The sequence below is a fragment of the Kitasatospora sp. NPDC058190 genome (genome assembly GCF_042883685.1).
In the GTDB taxonomy this organism is placed as follows: Bacteria; Actinomycetota; Actinomycetes; order Streptomycetales; family Streptomycetaceae; genus Kitasatospora.
Map to the genome: position 1 here is coordinate 91,183 of NZ_JBHVVI010000002.1, position 16,010 is coordinate 107,192.

The 16,010-nt window shown below is 71.8% G+C and carries 16 protein-coding genes; 10 read left to right on the forward strand and 6 right to left on the reverse strand.

All coding sequences use genetic code 11. From position 1 onward, the window contains the following. Positions 1 to 49 precede the first annotated feature (49 nt). The gene (locus ACFVWU_RS01380) at positions 50 to 1,366 is read right to left on the reverse strand and encodes a nicotinate phosphoribosyltransferase (RefSeq protein ID WP_387613859.1); all 1,317 of its coding nucleotides are present in this window, start codon (positions 1,364 to 1,366) and stop codon (positions 50 to 52) included. A 140-nt stretch (positions 1,367 to 1,506) separates the two neighbouring features. Between ACFVWU_RS01380 and clpS the strand changes: the two genes are divergently transcribed. The 7 genes from clpS (at position 1,507) to ACFVWU_RS01415 (ending at position 6,378) form a co-directional block, all read left to right on the forward strand. After that, positions 1,507 to 1,800: an ATP-dependent Clp protease adapter ClpS gene (gene clpS, locus ACFVWU_RS01385; protein ID WP_188305571.1), complete on the forward strand. Its 294-nt coding sequence runs from the start codon at positions 1,507 to 1,509 to the stop codon at positions 1,798 to 1,800. A 128-nt stretch (positions 1,801 to 1,928) separates the two neighbouring features. After that, positions 1,929 to 2,504, forward strand: a complete 576-nt coding sequence (locus ACFVWU_RS01390; RefSeq protein WP_387613862.1) for a DUF2017 domain-containing protein — start codon at positions 1,929 to 1,931, stop codon at positions 2,502 to 2,504. A gap of 220 nt (positions 2,505 to 2,724) precedes the next feature. Continuing rightward, positions 2,725 to 4,179 carry an amino acid permease gene (locus tag ACFVWU_RS01395; protein ID WP_387613865.1) on the forward strand — a complete coding sequence of 485 codons (1,455 nt, stop codon included), beginning with the start codon at positions 2,725 to 2,727 and terminating at the stop codon, positions 4,177 to 4,179. A gap of 54 nt (positions 4,180 to 4,233) precedes the next feature. Further along, positions 4,234 to 4,665 (forward strand): Mov34/MPN/PAD-1 family protein, encoded by a 432-nt coding sequence (locus ACFVWU_RS01400; RefSeq protein ID WP_380611461.1) that lies wholly within the window; start codon positions 4,234 to 4,236, stop codon positions 4,663 to 4,665. 150 nt (positions 4,666 to 4,815) lie between these two features. Next, positions 4,816 to 4,935, forward strand: coding sequence for a putative leader peptide (locus tag ACFVWU_RS01405; protein ID WP_317621128.1), 120 nt, complete (start codon positions 4,816 to 4,818; stop codon positions 4,933 to 4,935). 122 nt (positions 4,936 to 5,057) lie between these two features. Next, a complete protein-coding gene (locus ACFVWU_RS01410; protein WP_363434122.1) occupies positions 5,058 to 5,336 on the forward strand; it encodes a MoaD/ThiS family protein in 279 nt (92 codons plus the stop codon). A 73-nt stretch (positions 5,337 to 5,409) separates the two neighbouring features. Next, positions 5,410 to 6,378, forward strand: a complete 969-nt coding sequence (locus ACFVWU_RS01415) for a PLP-dependent cysteine synthase family protein (RefSeq protein ID WP_387613869.1) — start codon at positions 5,410 to 5,412, stop codon at positions 6,376 to 6,378. Here ACFVWU_RS01415 and ACFVWU_RS01420 read toward each other — a convergent pair. Then, on the reverse strand, positions 6,375 to 6,836 hold the full coding sequence (locus tag ACFVWU_RS01420; RefSeq protein ID WP_387613872.1) for a type II toxin-antitoxin system PemK/MazF family toxin: 462 nt from the start codon (positions 6,834 to 6,836) through the stop codon (positions 6,375 to 6,377). The two genes, ACFVWU_RS01415 and ACFVWU_RS01420, sit on opposite strands and share 4 nt — an antisense overlap. Positions 6,837 to 7,025: 189 nt before the next feature. Between ACFVWU_RS01420 and ACFVWU_RS01425 the strand changes: the two genes are divergently transcribed. The 3 genes from ACFVWU_RS01425 to ACFVWU_RS01435 all read left to right on the forward strand — a co-directional run bounded on the left by ACFVWU_RS01425 (position 7,026) and on the right by ACFVWU_RS01435 (position 9,739). Continuing rightward, entirely contained in the window at positions 7,026 to 7,214 is a 189-nt protein-coding gene (locus ACFVWU_RS01425) for a helix-turn-helix transcriptional regulator (protein ID WP_387613874.1), read from the forward strand. 208 nt (positions 7,215 to 7,422) lie between these two features. Then, positions 7,423 to 8,169 carry an MBL fold metallo-hydrolase gene (locus ACFVWU_RS01430; protein ID WP_387613877.1) on the forward strand — a complete coding sequence of 249 codons (747 nt, stop codon included), beginning with the start codon at positions 7,423 to 7,425 and terminating at the stop codon, positions 8,167 to 8,169. 217 nt (positions 8,170 to 8,386) lie between these two features. Further along, positions 8,387 to 9,739, forward strand: a complete 1,353-nt coding sequence (locus tag ACFVWU_RS01435) for an LAETG motif-containing sortase-dependent surface protein (RefSeq protein ID WP_387613880.1) — start codon at positions 8,387 to 8,389, stop codon at positions 9,737 to 9,739. A 54-nt stretch (positions 9,740 to 9,793) separates the two neighbouring features. Here the strand turns inward: ACFVWU_RS01435 and ACFVWU_RS01440 are convergent, their stop codons facing one another. The 4 genes from ACFVWU_RS01440 to ACFVWU_RS01455 form a co-directional block, all read right to left on the reverse strand. After that, entirely contained in the window at positions 9,794 to 11,080 is a 1,287-nt protein-coding gene (locus ACFVWU_RS01440; protein ID WP_387613883.1) for an LLM class flavin-dependent oxidoreductase, read from the reverse strand. Further along, a complete protein-coding gene (locus ACFVWU_RS01445; protein ID WP_387613886.1) occupies positions 11,077 to 12,180 on the reverse strand; it encodes an LLM class flavin-dependent oxidoreductase in 1,104 nt (367 codons plus the stop codon). Before ACFVWU_RS01445 ends, ACFVWU_RS01440 begins: the two co-directional genes overlap by 4 nt. A 389-nt stretch (positions 12,181 to 12,569) precedes the next feature. Further along, a complete protein-coding gene (locus ACFVWU_RS01450) occupies positions 12,570 to 13,847 on the reverse strand; it encodes a PTS transporter subunit EIIC (protein ID WP_387613889.1) in 1,278 nt (425 codons plus the stop codon). A gap of 533 nt (positions 13,848 to 14,380) precedes the next feature. After that, positions 14,381 to 15,670: a PTS transporter subunit EIIC gene (locus ACFVWU_RS01455; protein WP_387613892.1), complete on the reverse strand. Its 1,290-nt coding sequence runs from the start codon at positions 15,668 to 15,670 to the stop codon at positions 14,381 to 14,383. Positions 15,671 to 16,010 lie beyond the last annotated feature (340 nt).

Consider the following 16,010-nt stretch of genomic DNA (forward strand, 5'->3'; position numbering starts at 1 on the left):
AAGGCCTCCGGACCCACCGCTGGTCCGCGTGGATCCGGCCCGGCCGGGGTCAGTCGATCAGCTCGCTGGGGATGACCGGATCGCCCTTGGAGAGCTGAGTGGCCGACAGCGGCAGCGCCGCCCGGGCCCGGACGTGCCGCTCGCGGGCGGCGCTCAGCGGCTCGCGGCCGACCGTCTCGCCGCCCAGCACCAGCGGCACCTGCACCAGGTGCGGCCGAAGCTCGTCCGGGACCGCGCCGGTGCCGATCACCTCGGCCTCGGCCACGCCCTCGGCGTCGGGCCGGCGGGCGGCCCACTTGCGGCCGCCGATGCTGGTCTTGCCGCCGGCCGCGCGCTTGGCCACCGGCACCAGCGGGCCGTCCTCGGTCTCGGCGCGGGCGACCAGCTTGTAGACCATGGCGCAGGTCGGGTGGCCGCTGCCGGTGACCAGGCTGGTGCCGACGCCGTAGCCGTCCACCGGGGCGGCGGCCAGGGCGGCGATCGCGTACTCGTCCAGGTCCGAGGTGACGATGATCCGGGTCTTCTCGGCGCCGAGCTCGTCCAGTTGGCGGCGGACCCGGTGGGCCAGCAGGGTGAGGTCGCCGGAGTCGATCCGAACCGCGCCCAGCTCGGGGCCGGCCACCTCGACGGCCGTGCGGACCGCTTCGTGCAGGTCGAAGGTGTCGACCAGCAGCGTGGTGCCCTTGCCCATCGAGGCGATCTGGGCCTGGAAGGCGTCCCGCTCGCTGTCGTGCACCAGGGTGAAGGCGTGGGCGGAGGTGCCGGTGGTCGGGATGCCGTGGGTGAAGCCGGCCTCCAGGTCGGAGGTGGCGGCGAAGCCGGCGATGTAGGCGGCCCGGGCGGCGGCGACGGCGGCCTGCTCGTGCGCCCGGCGGGCACCCATCTCGATCACCGGACGGCCGCCGGCGGCGGCGGTCATCCGGGAGGCGGCGGCCGCGATCGCGGAGTCGTAGTTGAGGATCGACAGGATCACCGTCTCCAGGATCACCGCCTCGGCGAAGCTGCCCTCCACGGTGAGCACCGGCGAGCCGGGGAAGTAGACCTCGCCCTCGGGGTAGCCGTGGATGTCGCCGCGGAAGCGGTAGTCGGCGAGGAAGCGCAGGGTGTCGTCCTCGACCACGCCCTGGTCGGCCAGCCAGTCCAACTGGGCGCTGCTGAAACGGAAGTTCTCCACGGCGTCCAGCACCCGGCCGGTGCCGGCCAGGACGCCGTAGCGGCGGCCGCCGGGCAGGCGGCGGGTGAACACCTCGAAGACGGAGCGGCGGTGCGCGGCCCCGCTGCGCAGGGCGGCCTGCAGCATGGTGAGCTCGTAGCGGTCGGTGAGGAGCGCGGTCGACCCGGCCGCGCGCACTGAAGTGGCGTCCATGAGGATGATGCTACTACCACTTAGCGTCAAAGTGACGATTTCTCGTGCGACGGCCCGGGCCGGAATCGCCCGGGTGTCCCCCGGATGGCAGCATGGGGCTTGAGGGATTACGGACGAGCGTGCAACGAGGAGGCCCGCCGGTGAGTGTCGCGCCCGTGGAGATCGAGCGCCCGGAGGTCGAAGGGCAGCCGGTGACCGAGCCGGACACGCCCTGGGTGACCATCGTGCACAACGACCCGGTCAACCTGATGAGCTATGTCCAGTACGTCTTCCAGGCCTACTTCGGCTTCCCGAAGGACAAGGCCCGGAAGCTGATGATGGACGTGCACACCAAGGGCCGGGCGGTGGTCTCCAGCGGTTCGCGCGAGGAGATGGAGCGCGACGTCCAGGCGATGCACGGCTACGGCCTCTGGGCGACGCTCCAGCACGACTGACCCCGCCCGGGCGCAGGTCGGCACGCGTGCGACCGGGTGCGCACCGGCACACATACGACTGACCGGCCGCCGGTCCGGCGGCGCGGCCGAAGACGACGAAGACGACGAAGACGGGCTGACCGATACAGATGGCTGGGTTGTTCGAGAGCATCGGCGATGGCGGCGCGGCGATCGCGCTGGACGAGGTGGAGGCCTCCATCCTGCGCTCGCTGGAAGTGCAGATGCTGGAGCTGATCGGCCCCGGCCCGGGCGGTGACGGCGGCGGTGACCCGCTGGCCGCGCTGTTCGCCGAGGGCCCGACCGAGGCCCCCGCCGACCCGGCACTGGCCCGGCTGTTCCCGAACGCCTACGGCGAGCCGGGGACGCCGGACGACGTCGAGGTGGCGGCCGCCTCCGGAGAGTACCGCCGCTACACCGAGCTCGACCTGCGGGCCCGCAAGCGGGACGACGCGCTGCAGGTGGTCCGGGCGCTGGACGGCCTCGGCGGCGCCGGGGTGCTCAAGCTGCCCGCCGCCGACTGCCTGCGCTGGCTGGGCGCGCTCAACGACCTGCGGCTGACCCTCGGGGTGCGGCTCGAGGTCACCGAGGACGACGAGCAGGGCCTCTACGGGCTGCCGGACGGTGACGAGCGCAAGCCGCTGGTGATGGCCTACCTGTGGCTGGGGGCGCTCCAGGAGTCGCTGCTGGAGGCGATCACCGACTGACGGCGGACCCGTTTCGTCCGCCTTCCCGGGCAATCCTGCCCGCTTTCGGGCAAGCCCCGGCCGTTCCGTCCAGCATGTGGACGATCGACCGGGGCATTCTTGTTGAAATCGGGCGAACCGTAACAGGTCATGCTCAAATATCGCTCAGATGAACACCGCTATCCGGACCCTGCGTGGTACGACTTCTCCCCACCCACGAGACCCACCCAGGACGGTGACCATGGCCGAGCAGATCTACGACCAGGTGGTCGACGAGGAACCGGACGAGGAGGGCTACGAGCGGGGACTCGGCAGCCGCCAGATCCAGATGATCGCGATCGGCGGAGCGATCGGCACCGGTCTCTTCCTCGGCGCCGGCACCGCGATCTCCAAGTCCGGCCCGAGCCTGATCCTGTCCTACGCCGTGGCCGGCCTGGTGATCTTCGCGATCATGCGGGCCCTCGGCGAACTGCTCACCTACCGCCCGGTCTCCGGCAGCTTCGCCGAGTACGCCCGGGAGTTCCTCGGCCCCTTCGCCGGTTACGTCACCGGCTGGACGTACTGGCTGTTCTGGGTCGTCACCGGCATGGCGGAGACCACCGCCGCCGCCGTGTACGTCAAGTTCTGGGCGCCGGACATCCCGCAGTGGGCCAGCGCGCTGACCTTCCTGGTCATCCTCTACGCGGCCAACCTGATCTCGGTGAAGCTGTTCGGCGAGATCGAGTTCTGGTTCTCCATGGTCAAGGTCACCGCCATCATCGGCATGATCCTGATCGGCATCGGCGTGCTGACCCTCGGCTTCAGCAAGGCCGGTGACACCGCGTCGATCACCCACCTGTGGCAGGACGGCGGCTTCTTCCCCAAGGGCATCGGCGCCACGGTGATGACCCTGCAGATCGTCATGTTCGCCTACCTCGGCGTCGAACTCGTCGGCGTCACCGCGGGCGAGAGCGAGAACCCCGAGAAGACCCTGCCGCGCGCCATCAACACCCTGCCCTGGCGCATCGCGCTGTTCTACATCGGCGCCCTGGTGGTCATCCTCTCGCTGGTGCCGTGGCGGGAGTTCCAGCCCGGCGTCAGCCCGTTCGTCGCCGCCTTCGGCAAGATCGGCATCCCGGCGGCGGCCGGCATCATCAACTTCGTGGTGCTCACCGCGGCGCTCTCCTCCTGCAACTCCGGGATGTACTCCACCGGCCGCATGCTGCGCGACCTCGCCCTGCGCGGCCAGGCTCCCGGACAGCTCACCAAGCTCAACACCCGCCGCACCCCGGCCTTCGCGATCACCGTCTCCTGCCTGCTGATGGGCGCCGGCGTGGTGCTCAACTACCTCGTCCCGGCACGGGCGTTCGAGTACATCACCTCGGTCGCCACGGTCTGCGGCCTGTGGACCTGGGCGATGATCCTGGTCTCCCAGATCCGCTACCGCAAGGCCTGGAAGGGCGGGCACCTGCCCCCGCCCACCTTCAAGGCCCCCGGCGGCGTCTGGGTCAGCTGGGCCGCGCTCGCCTTCCTGGCCCTGGTCGTGGTGCTGATCGGCCTGGACGAGGACAACCGGATCTCGCTGTACGTCTTCCCCGGCTGGGCCGTGCTGCTGGTGATCGGCTACCAGGTGCTCAAGCGCCGCAACCCGCAGGCGGTCCACGCCCACGCCCACGACCACCTGCACGCCCGCAACGGAAACGTGGACACCCACTGACCGAGCCTCGGACGCCCCGGCGGACACTTGCCGGGGCGTGTCTATCCTGACCACATGCTGACCATCACCCGAGAACTCCGCGACCGGATCGTGGCCCACGCCCGCGCCGACCACCCGGACGAGGCCTGCGGCGTGGTCGCCGGACCGGCCGGCAGTGGCCGGCCCGAGCGGTTCATCCCGATGCTCAACGCCGCCCGCTCGCCCACCTTCTACGAGTTCGACTCGGGCGACCTGCTCAAGCTCTACCGCGAGATGGACGACCGGGACGAGGAGCCCGTCGTCGTCTACCACTCCCACACCGCCACCGAGGCCTACCCCTCGCGCACCGACGTGAGCTACGCCTCCGAGCCGTTCGCCCACTACGTCCTGGTCTCCACAGCCGACGGCAACGGCGAGGACGACCCCTACCAGTTCCGTTCGTTCCGCATCGTGGACGGCGAGATCACAGAGGAAGACGTCCAGGTCGTCGAGGCCTACCAGGCTTGACCAGCACCCACCTGGGCGCGGCCCGCCGACCCTCCGCGAGCGGTCGGCGGGCCCGTTTGATTCCGGCCAGGTCTCAGCATCGGATACCGGAACATCCGGATCCCGAGACAGGCATGTCGGAGCGGGCCCGGGAATCTATACGATGAGCCCATGCGTTCCGTCGATGTGAGCAACCAGGCCCCGGGCACCCGCCTCGTGGCGCGCCTGCACATCGACCTGTGCCGGCACGCCGGCGCGATCTGTCCCGGCACGCCCGCGCGCTCGCGCTGAGAGCCGCCCCGCCCCACCCCGGGCCCGCCGCCGAACCGGCGGTGCCGCGCCCCGGGCACCGTCCGCCCGGCCGCGCCCGGCGCGGCCCACCCACTCCACCCGACTCGCACAGGAGCGCACCCATGGCCATCGAGGTCCGCATCCCGACCATCCTCCGCACCTACACCGACGGCGCCAAGGCCGTCGAGGGCAACGGCAGCAACCTCGGGGAACTCTTCGCCGACCTCGACGCCCGCCACCCGGGCATCGCCGCCCGCCTGGTCGACGGCGGCGAGCTGCGACGCTTCGTCAACGTCTACCTGAACGACGAGGACGTCCGGTTCCTGGAGGGCATCTCCACCGCCCTCGCCGACGGCGACAGCGTCACCATCCTGCCCGCAGTGGCCGGCGGCGCCCGCTGATCTCCCGGCTCCCCCGCCCGGTGGCGGGGGAGCCACCCCTCTTCACCCGCACCGCCGTGGCCGGAGGCCTCCCTTGCGATACGACAGTCCGCTCGAAGCCGTCGGCAACACCCCGCTGGTCCGCCTGCCGCGGCTGTCCGCCGCCGTCCCCGGCAACGCCGAGGGCCTGGTGAGCCTCTGGGCCAAGCTGGAGGACCGCAACCCCACCGGTTCGATCAAGGACCGCCCGGCGCTGCACATGATCGAACGCGCCGAGGCCGACGGCCGACTCACCCCGGGCTGCACCATCCTGGAGCCCACCAGCGGCAACACCGGCATCTCGCTCGCCATGGCCGCCAAGCTCAAGGGCTACCGGATGGTCTGCGTGATGCCCGAGAACACCAGCGAGGAACGACGCGAACTGCTCCGGATGTGGGGCGCCGAGATCATCTCCTCCCCGGCCGCCGGCGGCTCCAACACCGCCGTCCGGATCGCCAAGGAGATCGCCGCCGAGCACCCCGACTGGGTGATGCTCTACCAGTACGGCAACCCCGACAACGCGGGCGCCCACTACGCCACCACCGGGCCCGAGATCCTCGCCGACCTGCCGACCGTCACCCACTTCGTGGCCGGCCTCGGCACCACCGGCACCCTGATGGGCGTCGGCCGCTTCCTGCGCGAGAAGGTCCCCGGCGTGCGGATCGTCGCCGCCGAGCCACGCTACGACGACCTGGTGTACGGGCTGCGCAACCTCGACGAGGGCTTCGTCCCCGAGCTGTACGACGCCGAGGTGCTCACCACCCGCTTCTCGGTCGGCTCCGCGGACGCCGTCCGCCGCACCCGTGAACTCCTCCAGCAGGAGGGCATCTTCGCGGGCGTCTCGACCGGCGCCATCCTGCACGCCGCGATCGGCGTCGGCCGCAAGGCGGCGGCCGCCGGGGAACGCGCGGACATCGTCTTCGTGGTCGCCGACGGCGGCTGGAAGTACCTGTCCACCGGCATCTACACCGCCGAGTCCACCGAGGCGGCGGTCGAGGCGCTGCAGGGCCAGCTCTGGGCCTAGCGCTGCAGCGACTTCTGCGCCCGGGCCCAGACCTGGCGGTCGACCGTGCCGGCCCGGCGGCGGAACGCCGACAGCGGCACCTCGCGCAGCTCGTCGGTCTCCAGCCAGCTGGTCCGGCCCTGCCGGTCACCCACCGAACCGGGCGGCAGCGGCAGGACGCCCGGTCGCTCGGCGTGGTGCTTGCTGGTGATCTTCGCGACGGTGGCGGTCCGGCCGTGCACCCGCAGCACCAGGCAGGGGCGGTCCTTGGAGCCGGGGCCGTCCTCGAACGGCACCTGCGCCCACCAGATCTCCTGCGGCTCCGGGCTGTCCCGGGTGCTCGGGCGCGGCCGTGGACCGGTCGGCCCGGCCGGGCGCGGGGCCGGGCGGGTGCGCTTCACCAGCACCGCCGCGACGGCCGCCACCGCGGCGAAGCCCGCCACCGCCAGGACCGGCCAGATTCCCGTCATGCCATTCATGCGGCGAACCGTACCGGGCCGACGGTGAACGCCACCACCGTGGCGACTGTGACAATTGAGCATTTGTCCGCACATCGCTCCCGGTTCGTCACGAAACTGCCACAGCGCCCGTTCTGCCGTGAACGCCCCGGTGCCGCCCGGTAAGGCTGCCTCACGAACGTCCGCCCCCGTCCCCCCGGAGGTGCCCTCGTGACAAGCGATGAACTGTGGTCGTACGCCGAGATCGCCCGGCACATCAACGTCCAGCCCGAAACCGTCCGCAACTACCGCCGGCACGGGCTGCTGCCCGACCCCGATGTGATCGACGGCAGCGGCCACCCCCGCTGGTACCCCGACACCGTCCGCGCCTGGGCCCGCAACCGCCCCCGGCACCGCTGATCCGCGGCCCCCGTCGCCTCCCCCGCGTTTTGGTGATTCCAGCCACAGCCCGGCACGGGGACGGGGGCAAAGTGCCGCTCCGCCCTTACCCTCGACACACCAACGCAGTGCTACCGGCCGGTCCACCGGCCCGGCCTGCCGTTTTCCATGCTGTTTTCCATGCCGTTTTCCAGCAGCAGCCGGGACGTGTCGGGGCGGAGGGGCTCGGATGAAACTGACCGTGGTGGGGTGCTCGGGGAGCTTCCCGTCCGCCGACTCGTCCTGCTCCAGCTACCTGGTCGAGGCCGACGGCTACCGCGTGGTGATCGACCTCGGCAACGGCGCGCTCGGCGCGCTGCAGAAGTACACCAGCATCTACGAGGTCGACGCCGTCCTGCTCAGCCACCTGCACGCGGACCACTGCGTCGACCTGTGCGCCTACTGGGTCGCCCGCAACTACCGCGTCGAGGGCTGCCCCGACCTCCTGCCGGTGTACGGCCCGGCCGGCACCGCCGAGCGGCTCGCCCGGGCGTACGACATGCCGGAGAACCCCGGGATGAAGGAGGTGTTCGAGTTCCGCACCGTCACCCCCGGCAGCTTCGAGCTCGGACCCTTCCGGGTCTCCGTAGCCCAGGTCAACCACCCCGTCGACGCCTTCGCCTTCCGGCTGGAGCACGCCGGCCGTTCGCTGGTCTACTCCGGCGACACCGGGGAGAGCCCCGAACTCGTCGAACTCGCCCGCGACACCGACCTGTTCCTCTGCGAGGCCGCGTACCAGGACGGCCGCGACACCTACCGGGCCGTCCACCTCAACGGCCGGGAGGCCGGCGAGCACGCCACCGCCGCCCGGGCCCGCCGGCTCGTCCTCACCCACATCCCGCCGTGGACCGACGCCGAGCGCAACCGCCGCGATGCCGCCGCCGCGTACACCGGCCCGGTCGAGCTGGCCCGAGCCGGCGCGGTCTACGAGATCTGACCAGGTCAGCGGGGCTCCCCGGAGGCCCGGAAAAATTCTCGGAATCGACCTGCAACCCCCCGGCCCCCCACACGTCCTTGTAAGTGAGCGGGGGAAGCCGCTCGCACCGGTCGGCCGGTCAGGCGCGACCACGATCACACCAGTCAACACCAGGCTTGCTTTGTGCTGCCCGGACGCGGCCGTGCCGCTCCGGAGCGGAAATCCAGGGGGGATTCCCATGCGCAAGATCAACCGCGCCCTGCGTCAGACCCGCCGCCTCGTGCCGGCGGTCGCACTCACCGCCGCGCTGGTCGCCGGCGGCGCCGTGACCGCCGTCCCGGCCTTCGCGGACGCCGGGCCGCTCAGCCTCACCGTCCACACCCCGGCCGTGATCGGCGCCGCGGGCGGGCCGGTGGAGTTCACCGAGACGATCGCCAACCCGGGGGACCAGGGCTTCGGCGTCGTGCTGGAGCTCTCGATCGAGACCCCGGCCGGGGCGCCGCCGCACGCCCTGAGCCTCGACTACGGCAACGAGCTCCTCGGAGGCTGGGAGAGCGTGGAGCTGCAGGCGCACACCGAGGCGGACAAGGTCGTCTACTCGGGCACCACCGACAAGCTCGTCATCCCGCCGGGCGGGACGGACGTCCGTCTGCGCCTCGGTGCCCCCATGGGCGAGCCGCACAACGGAGCCGGCAACGGCGGCGTCGGCCCGGTCCTCACCTTCCGAACCGCGGTCAAGGGCTGGCGGCTGGACCACCCGGTCGAGCCGCCGGTCAGCGACACCCACACGATCAAGGTGAAGGCGATCTCCAACCACCTCCTCGAGGTGCCGGCCACGGTCGTCGCGGGCGGTGCGCCGATCGAGTTCGACGCGGTACTGCGCAACCCGACGCCGTCCGCCTACACCAACCTGGGCAACGTGCTGTTCGCGGACCGGCACGCCAAGGTCGAGGTCCGCGGCGACGACGGCACCTGGACCGCCCTGCCGGCGGTCACGACCGAGGCGGAGCCGCCGGCGGGCTTCTACCTGGACGGCCGCAACTCCTCGGCCGCGCCCGACAGCCTGGTGACCAAGCGGGTCCGGGTCAGCTACTCCGCCGACACCCCGCTCGGCAAGACGGAGCTGAACCCCTGCGTCTTCGTCAACGAGGCCGACGGCCTGCCCTTCCGGGGCACCACCATGTGCTCGCCCGGCGCCAGCGTGCAGGTCGTCGCCCCCACCGCCCCGAAGCCGACCGCCCAGGACCCGGCTCCCGCGGCCGCCCCGGCCGACACCTCGACCGACACCCCAGCCGCCTCGGCCAAGCAGAAGCCGGGCGCCGGTGCGCCGGTCCGCGCGGCGGGTGACGTCACCCAGGCCCCGGCCGCGACGCCCGCGCCGACGTCCACGCCGTCGGCCAACGTGCCCGTTCCGGCGGCCGACGGCGGCGTGAACGCCGAGGTGACCGCCGCCCAGGCGGCGGACGCCAACCTGGCCTCCACCGGAGCCGACAGCGACCGGACCGGCCTGTTCGCGGGCGCCGGGGCAGTGCTGCTCGGCGTCGGCGGCGGCGCGCTCGCGGTGATCCGGCGCCGCCGTCGCGCCGGCTGACGGCTCCCGGTCCCGGTCCGCCCGCTGTCCGGGCGGACCGGGACCGTCGGGCCGTTATCGCCGTCCGGGCACCGGCAGACCGAGGTGGTCGCGCAGGGTGGGGCCGGTGTAGTCGGTGCGGAACACCCCGCGCTCCTGGAGCAGCGGGACGACCCGGTCGACGAACTCGTCCAGCCCGCCCGGGGTGAGGTGCGGGACCAGGATGAAGCCGTCGGCCGCGTCCTGCTGCACGAAGTGGTCGATCTGCCCGGCGACGGTGGCGGGGGAGCCGATGAAGGACTGCCGGCCGGTCACCTCGATGACCAGTTCGCGGCTGCTCAGCCCCTTCTCGGCGGCCAGCGCCCGCCACCGTTCGGCGGTGCCCACCGGGTCCGGGATGCGGACGCGGCCCTGGACCAGCGCGCTGTCCGGGTCGGGGTCGAAGGCGGGCAGCGGCCCGTCCGGGTCGTGGTCGGAGAGGTCGACGCCCCAGACCTGCTCCAGGTGGTTGAGCGCGGTGCGCGGCCCGACCTGGGCCCGGCGGACCTCGGCGGCCCGCTCGGCCGCCTCGGCGTCGGTGTCGCCGAGGACGAAGGTGGCGGCGGGCATGATCTTCAGCTCGTCCGGCTTGCGCCCGTACCCGGCCAGCCGGCGCTTGACGTCGGCGTGGAAGGCCCGGCCGTCGGCGAAGGTGGAGTGCCGGCTGAAGACGACGTCGGCGGTGGCGGCGGCGAACTCCCGGCCCTCGTCGGAGTCGCCGGCCTGGATGACGACCGGGTGGCCCTGCGGCGGGCGGGGCAGCGAGAGCCGGCCCTCGACCTCGAACTGCGGGCCGCGGTGGCGGACGGCCTGCTCCCCGGCGTCCCAGAACTCCCGCGCCAGCTGGACGAATTCGGCGGCCCGGGTGTAGCGGTCGGCGCGGTCGAGGTAGCCGCCGCGGCGGAAGTTCTCGCCGGTGAAGGCATCGGAGGAGGTGACCACGTTCCAGGCCGCGCGGCCGCCGGAGAGGTGGTCCAAGGAGGCGAAGCGGCGCGCGAGTTCGTACGGTTCGTTGAAGGTGGCGTTCACCGTGGCGGCGAGGCCCAGCCGTTCGGTGACGGCGGCCAGGGCGTTCAGCACCGTGATCGACTCGGGGCGGCCGACCACGTCCAGGTCGTGGATGCGGCCCTTGGTCTCGCGCAGCCGCAGGCCCTCGGCGAGGAAGAAGAAGTCGAACTTCCCGCGCTCGGCGGTCTGCGCGAGGTGCCGGAAGGAGGCGAACTCGATGTGGCTGCCGGAGGCCGGGTCGCTCCACACCGTGGTGTTGTTGACGCCGGGGAAGTGCGCGGCGAGGTGGATCTGCTTGAGCGGACGGTCCGTCATCGGGTCACCTCGGCGAGGGCGGGGGAGCCGGCGTTCTCGGAGCCGGCGTTGTCGGTGCGGGCGTTGTCGGTGCCGGCGTTCTTGTAGTCGGCGGGGGCCGCGTAGCGGCTGGCCGGGCGGGCCAGGCCGAGGTGGTCGCGCAGGGTGCGGCCGGAGTACCCGGTGCGCAGCAGCCCGGTGGCGCGCAGGGCGGGGGCGATCCGCTCGGCGACGGCGGTCAGGTCGCGTTCGGGTTCGGCGGGGGCGAGGTGGAAGCCGTCCACGCCGGTGCCGGTCGCGGTGAGTTCGGCGAGCAGCCGCTCCTCGGCGGCCCGGTCGGGCAGGGCGGCGTCGAGACGGGCGAGGATGCGCAGGTGTTCGCCGGAGCGCAGCCGCAGTTCGGTGGCGGCGGTCAGTCGGGCGGCCCGGTCGGGGGCGTCGAGCAGCACCACGTCGGCGTACCGGATCGCGGTGGCCACCCGGGCGCGCCCGCCCGGGGAGGCGTTCCGGGCGAGGTCGGCGGCGGCCACCGGGACGGCCACCACCGGGCGGCCCTGTGGCGGACGCGGGGTGATGGACGGGCCGCGGACCGAGAAGTGCCGGCCCTCGAAGTCGACGTAATGCAGCTTGTCGCGGTCGATGAAGCGGCCGGTGGCGGTGTCGCGGATCTCCGCGTCCTCCTCCCAGCTGTCCCAGAGCCGGGCGGCGACCTCGGCGGCGTCGGCCGCCTCGGCCCACAGTTCGTCCTCGGGGGCGACGGGGCGGCGGCCGAAGGCCCTTGCCTCGGCCTCGGTGGTGGAGACGCCGAGCAGCCAGCCGGCCCGGCCCTCGCTCACCCAGTCCAGGGTGTTGACCGAGATCGAGGTGTGGAAGGGCTCGGTGTGGGTGGTGGTGACGGTGGGCACCAGTCCGACCCGGCTGGTCAGCGGGGCGATCCGGGCGAGGGTGGCGAGCGCGTCGGGGCGGCGCGGTTCGGCGGTGAAGGAGTCGTCGAGGGTGACGAAGTCCAGGGTGGCCCGCTCGGCGAGGCGGGCGAGGGCGGCGTAGTACCCGGAGTCGAGGCGACCCGGCTGTTCGGTGGCGGCGTCGACGGCGGCGGACAGGTGCAACTGGCGGGGCATGGCGAGCCTGACTTTCCTCGTGCGCACACGTGGGGACGCGTGCGGGCGGCCGTCGGCACCCGGGTGCGCGCGGCCGCGCGGTGACGGCCCGTGGACGGGCTGGGCCCGGGCGGGCGGAAGGGGAGGAGGACCGGCGCCGGGCGGGACGTCAGCCGGGCGGCGGCGGGGGAACGGTCAGCTCAGCCGCGACACGCCGCGGACCACACGCGACCGAAGTCGATGTGGCTGCGGGTGACCAGCGGGCACGAGGCGTTCACCGCTTCAGTTGACCAGGGGGTCCGTCGGTTCGTCAACCGCTGTTTCCACCTGCCGGACATGCCGAAGGCCCCACCCCGGCCGCTGGGGGAGCAGCGGCCGGGCGGGGCCTCGACGGTGGGGACGGACGGGCCTCAGGCCTTGGTCACGTCCTCGATCTCGTCGTCGTCCTCGCGACCCGGGGTCTTGAGGTCGAACTTGGTGATCGCGAAGCGGAAGAGGAAGTAGTACAGCGCGGCGAAGACCAGGCCGATCGGGATGATCAGCCACGGGTCGGTGGCCTTGTTCCAGGCCAGCGCGTAGTCGATCAGACCGCCGGAGAAGGTGAAGCCGTCGTGCACGCCGAGGGCCCAGGTGACGGCCATCGAGACCGCGGTGAGCAGCGCGTGGATGACGTACAGGACCGGGGCGATGAAGACGAAGGCGAACTCGATCGGCTCGGTGACACCGGTCACGAAGGAGGTCAGGGCCAGCGACATCATCATGCCGGTGACGGCCTTGCGGCGGTGCGGCTTGGCGGCGTGGGCGATGGCCAGCGCGGCGGCGGGCAGCGCGAACATCATGATCGGGTAGAAGCCGGACATGAACTGCCCGGCGGTCGGGTCGCCGGCGAAGAAGCGGTGCAGGTCACCGTGGACGACGGTGCCGTCCGGCTGGGTGAAGTCACCGGTCTGGAACCAGGCGAAGGAGTTCACGAACTGGTGCATGCCGACCGGCAGCAGACCGCGGTTGACCAGGCCGAAGGCACCCGCGCCGAACGCGCCGGCGCCGATCAGGCTGTCGTTCATGCTCTTGATGGCATCGCCGACCGGGCCCCAGGTCAGGGCGAAGAGCACACCGACGCCGGTGCCGACGAAGGCCATGATGATCGGGACGAGCCGGCGGCCGTTGAAGAAGCCCAGCCAGTCGACCAGCCTGGTGCGGTGGTACTTCTGCCACAGCACGGCGGCCAGCAGGCCGATCACGATGCCGCCCAGCACGCCCGGGTCCTGGTAGACCGGCTTGATCCACTTGTCGCCCTCGATGTGGCCCTCGGTGACCGGGAACGCGGTGAGCACGTTCTTGTACACCAGGAAGCCGACCAGCGCGGCGAGGGCGGTGGAGCCGTCCGCCTTCTTGGCGAAGCCGATCGCGATGCCCACCGCGAACAGCAGCGGCAGGCTGCTGAAGACGCCGTCACCGGCGGTGGCGAAGACCGAGGCGACCTTGTTCCAGCCGAGGCCGTCCTTGCCGAACACGTCGTCCTGGCCGAGACGCAGCAGCAGGCCGGCGGCGGGGAGCACGGCGATCGGCAGCTGGAGGCTGCGACCGATCTTCTGCAGACCCTGGAGGAGGTTCTGGCCGAACTTCTTGGCGGGGCTTGGCGTGGCCGGAGCCGTGGCGGGCGTCGGTGCCTGCGCAGACTGACTCATGGGGGTGGGTTCCTAACGGCATGGCGGTCGGTCGGGGGAAGGCACAGGAGGCCGAACCGCGAACTGGTCTACACCACGTGTGGTGTAGACCAGTTTTGTAGCACGGGCGGAGAAGGCGGGGAACCCCGGAAAGCACCGCCGCCCGGAAGCGCTATGAAATCGAAACCTAGTCGCGGAACGACGATCATGATTTCAGCCGCGATTGGGATTTTGGCTATTTGCGCAACAAAAAGCGCCGTCGCCGTGCGGCGCCGGGCCGGGACGGGCGCCCGGGGGGCGCGCCGGACGATCCCGCCGCTCCGGGTCGTGCGTGACGGCTGCTGAGAGTGACCGTGGCGTCGCGGACGTGCCGGATGTGGCGTCCCCCACCCGCGGTCGGGCGCGGTCCGGAGCGTCTCCGGGCAGCCGGATCGCGGCCGAATTATCTTTTCCGCGGCCGTCGGACCGGGAATTCAGTCCTTTCCCGAAATGACGAAGGCCCGCGGACCGGCGGGTCCGAAGGCCTTTGCGGGCGATGCGCGGGGTAGCGGGATTCAGGCCTTGGTGACGTCCTCGACCTCGCTCTCCTCCTCGCGGCCCGGTGTTTTCAGGTCGAATTTCACGATGATGAACCAGAAGAGCGCGTAGTACACCACGGCGAAGCAGAGTCCGATGACGATGATCAGCCACGGCTTGGTGGCGAGCCCCCAGTTGATCACGTAGTCGGTCAGGCCGGCCGAGAAGCTGAAGCCGTCGTGCACCCCGAGCCCCCAGGTGACCGCCATCGAGGCGCCGGTCAGCAGCGCGTGCACGCCGTACAGGGCCGGGGCGATGTAGGCGAAGGAGTACTCGATCGGCTCGGTGACCCCGGTGACGAAGGAGGTCAGGCCGACCGAGAGCATCAGGCCGTAGATCTCCTTGCGGCGGTGCGGCTTGGCGGCGTGGGCGATCGCGAGCGCGGCGGCGGGCAGCGCGAACATCATGATGGGGAAGAAACCGGACTGGAACTGGCCGGCCGTCGGGTCGCCCGCCAGGAATCGCGGGATGTCGCCGTGCACGACGGTGCCGTCGGCCTTGGTGAACTCCCCGAACTGGAACCAGACGAAGGTGTTCAGCAACTGGTGCATGCCGATCAGCAGCAGTGCGCGGTTGAACAGGCCGAAGACGCCGGCGCCGCCCGCGCCGAGATCGGCGAGGTTCTGCGAGAAGTCGTTCAGGCCGCGGCCGATCGGCGGCCAGACCCACAGCGCGAGCGCGGCGGTCAGCATGCCGACCAGTGCGGTGATCATCGGCACCAGGCGGCGGCCGTTGAAGAAGCCCAACCAGTCGACCAGCCTGGTGCGGTGGTACCGCACCCACAGCCAGGCCGACATCAGGCCGATCAGGATGCCGCCGAGCACCCCCGGGTTCTGGTACGTCGCGTTGGCCGCCTTCGCCGAGGAGTAGTCCACGCACTGGTCGCTGACCAGCACCGTCGGCGGCTTGCAGCTCTCCGGGAAGGCGTGCAGGACCTTGTAGTAGACGAGGAAGCCGACCACGGCCGCCAGGGCCGTCGAGCCGTCCGCCTTCTTGGCCATGCCGATCGCCACACCGATGCAGAACAGCAACGGCAGGCCGAGCGCGGAGTCGAGCAGGGCGCCGCCGGCCGCCGCGAACACCTTGGCGACATCGGTCCAGCCCAGGCCCTCCTTGCCGAAGACGTCGGGCTGGCCGAGCCGGTTGAGGATGCCGGCCGCGGGGAGCACCGCGACCGGCAGCTGCAGCGAGCGGCCCATCTTCTGGAGTCCGCCGTAGAAGGTGTGCCACCGGGCGGTCCGCGGGGCCGTGGCTCCTGCCGAACTCATCATCCGCCCTCCGGGAGCAGTCGGGAGACCCGGTGCGGGACCCTCGGGCGGGGCCAGGAACACCCGGGGTCCTTCCTGCGTTCACCGGAGTACACATATATTGGTGTAGACCACCTTGGGGCGCAGGCCGCACGCCGGGACGCGAGCCCCGCTGATCGTCATCCTCGGGCGGCGGTCGGAACCCTGCGCGCCGAACTGGGCCAAAAGTGGTCTAACGTGGCATACCGGACCGGCTCGGGTCATGCTTGTCGCGCTGCCCGCCAGCACGACCGCAGCTGAACCCGCGTCAGCCTCCGGCACGGACCTCACCGCCCGACGGTCGAGGCCCACCCCCAAGCAC

Coding starts and splice junctions, on each gene's coding strand:
- ACFVWU_RS01380 (WP_387613859.1), bottom strand. CDS start 1,366: ATGGACGCCACTTCAGTGCGCGCGGCCGGGTCGACCGCGCTCCTCACC.
- ACFVWU_RS01390 (WP_387613862.1), top strand. CDS start 1,929: ATGGCTGGGTTGTTCGAGAGCATCGGCGATGGCGGCGCGGCGATCGCG.
- ACFVWU_RS01395 (WP_387613865.1), top strand. CDS start 2,725: ATGGCCGAGCAGATCTACGACCAGGTGGTCGACGAGGAACCGGACGAG.
- ACFVWU_RS01400 (WP_380611461.1), top strand. CDS start 4,234: ATGCTGACCATCACCCGAGAACTCCGCGACCGGATCGTGGCCCACGCC.
- ACFVWU_RS01405 (WP_317621128.1), top strand. CDS start 4,816: ATGCGTTCCGTCGATGTGAGCAACCAGGCCCCGGGCACCCGCCTCGTG.
- ACFVWU_RS01410 (WP_363434122.1), top strand. CDS start 5,058: ATGGCCATCGAGGTCCGCATCCCGACCATCCTCCGCACCTACACCGAC.
- ACFVWU_RS01420 (WP_387613872.1), bottom strand. CDS start 6,836: ATGAATGGCATGACGGGAATCTGGCCGGTCCTGGCGGTGGCGGGCTTC.
- ACFVWU_RS01430 (WP_387613877.1), top strand. CDS start 7,423: ATGAAACTGACCGTGGTGGGGTGCTCGGGGAGCTTCCCGTCCGCCGAC.
- ACFVWU_RS01435 (WP_387613880.1), top strand. CDS start 8,387: ATGCGCAAGATCAACCGCGCCCTGCGTCAGACCCGCCGCCTCGTGCCG.
- ACFVWU_RS01440 (WP_387613883.1), bottom strand. CDS start 11,080: ATGACGGACCGTCCGCTCAAGCAGATCCACCTCGCCGCGCACTTCCCC.
- ACFVWU_RS01445 (WP_387613886.1), bottom strand. CDS start 12,180: ATGCCCCGCCAGTTGCACCTGTCCGCCGCCGTCGACGCCGCCACCGAA.
- ACFVWU_RS01450 (WP_387613889.1), bottom strand. CDS start 13,847: ATGAGTCAGTCTGCGCAGGCACCGACGCCCGCCACGGCTCCGGCCACG.
- ACFVWU_RS01455 (WP_387613892.1), bottom strand. CDS start 15,670: ATGAGTTCGGCAGGAGCCACGGCCCCGCGGACCGCCCGGTGGCACACC.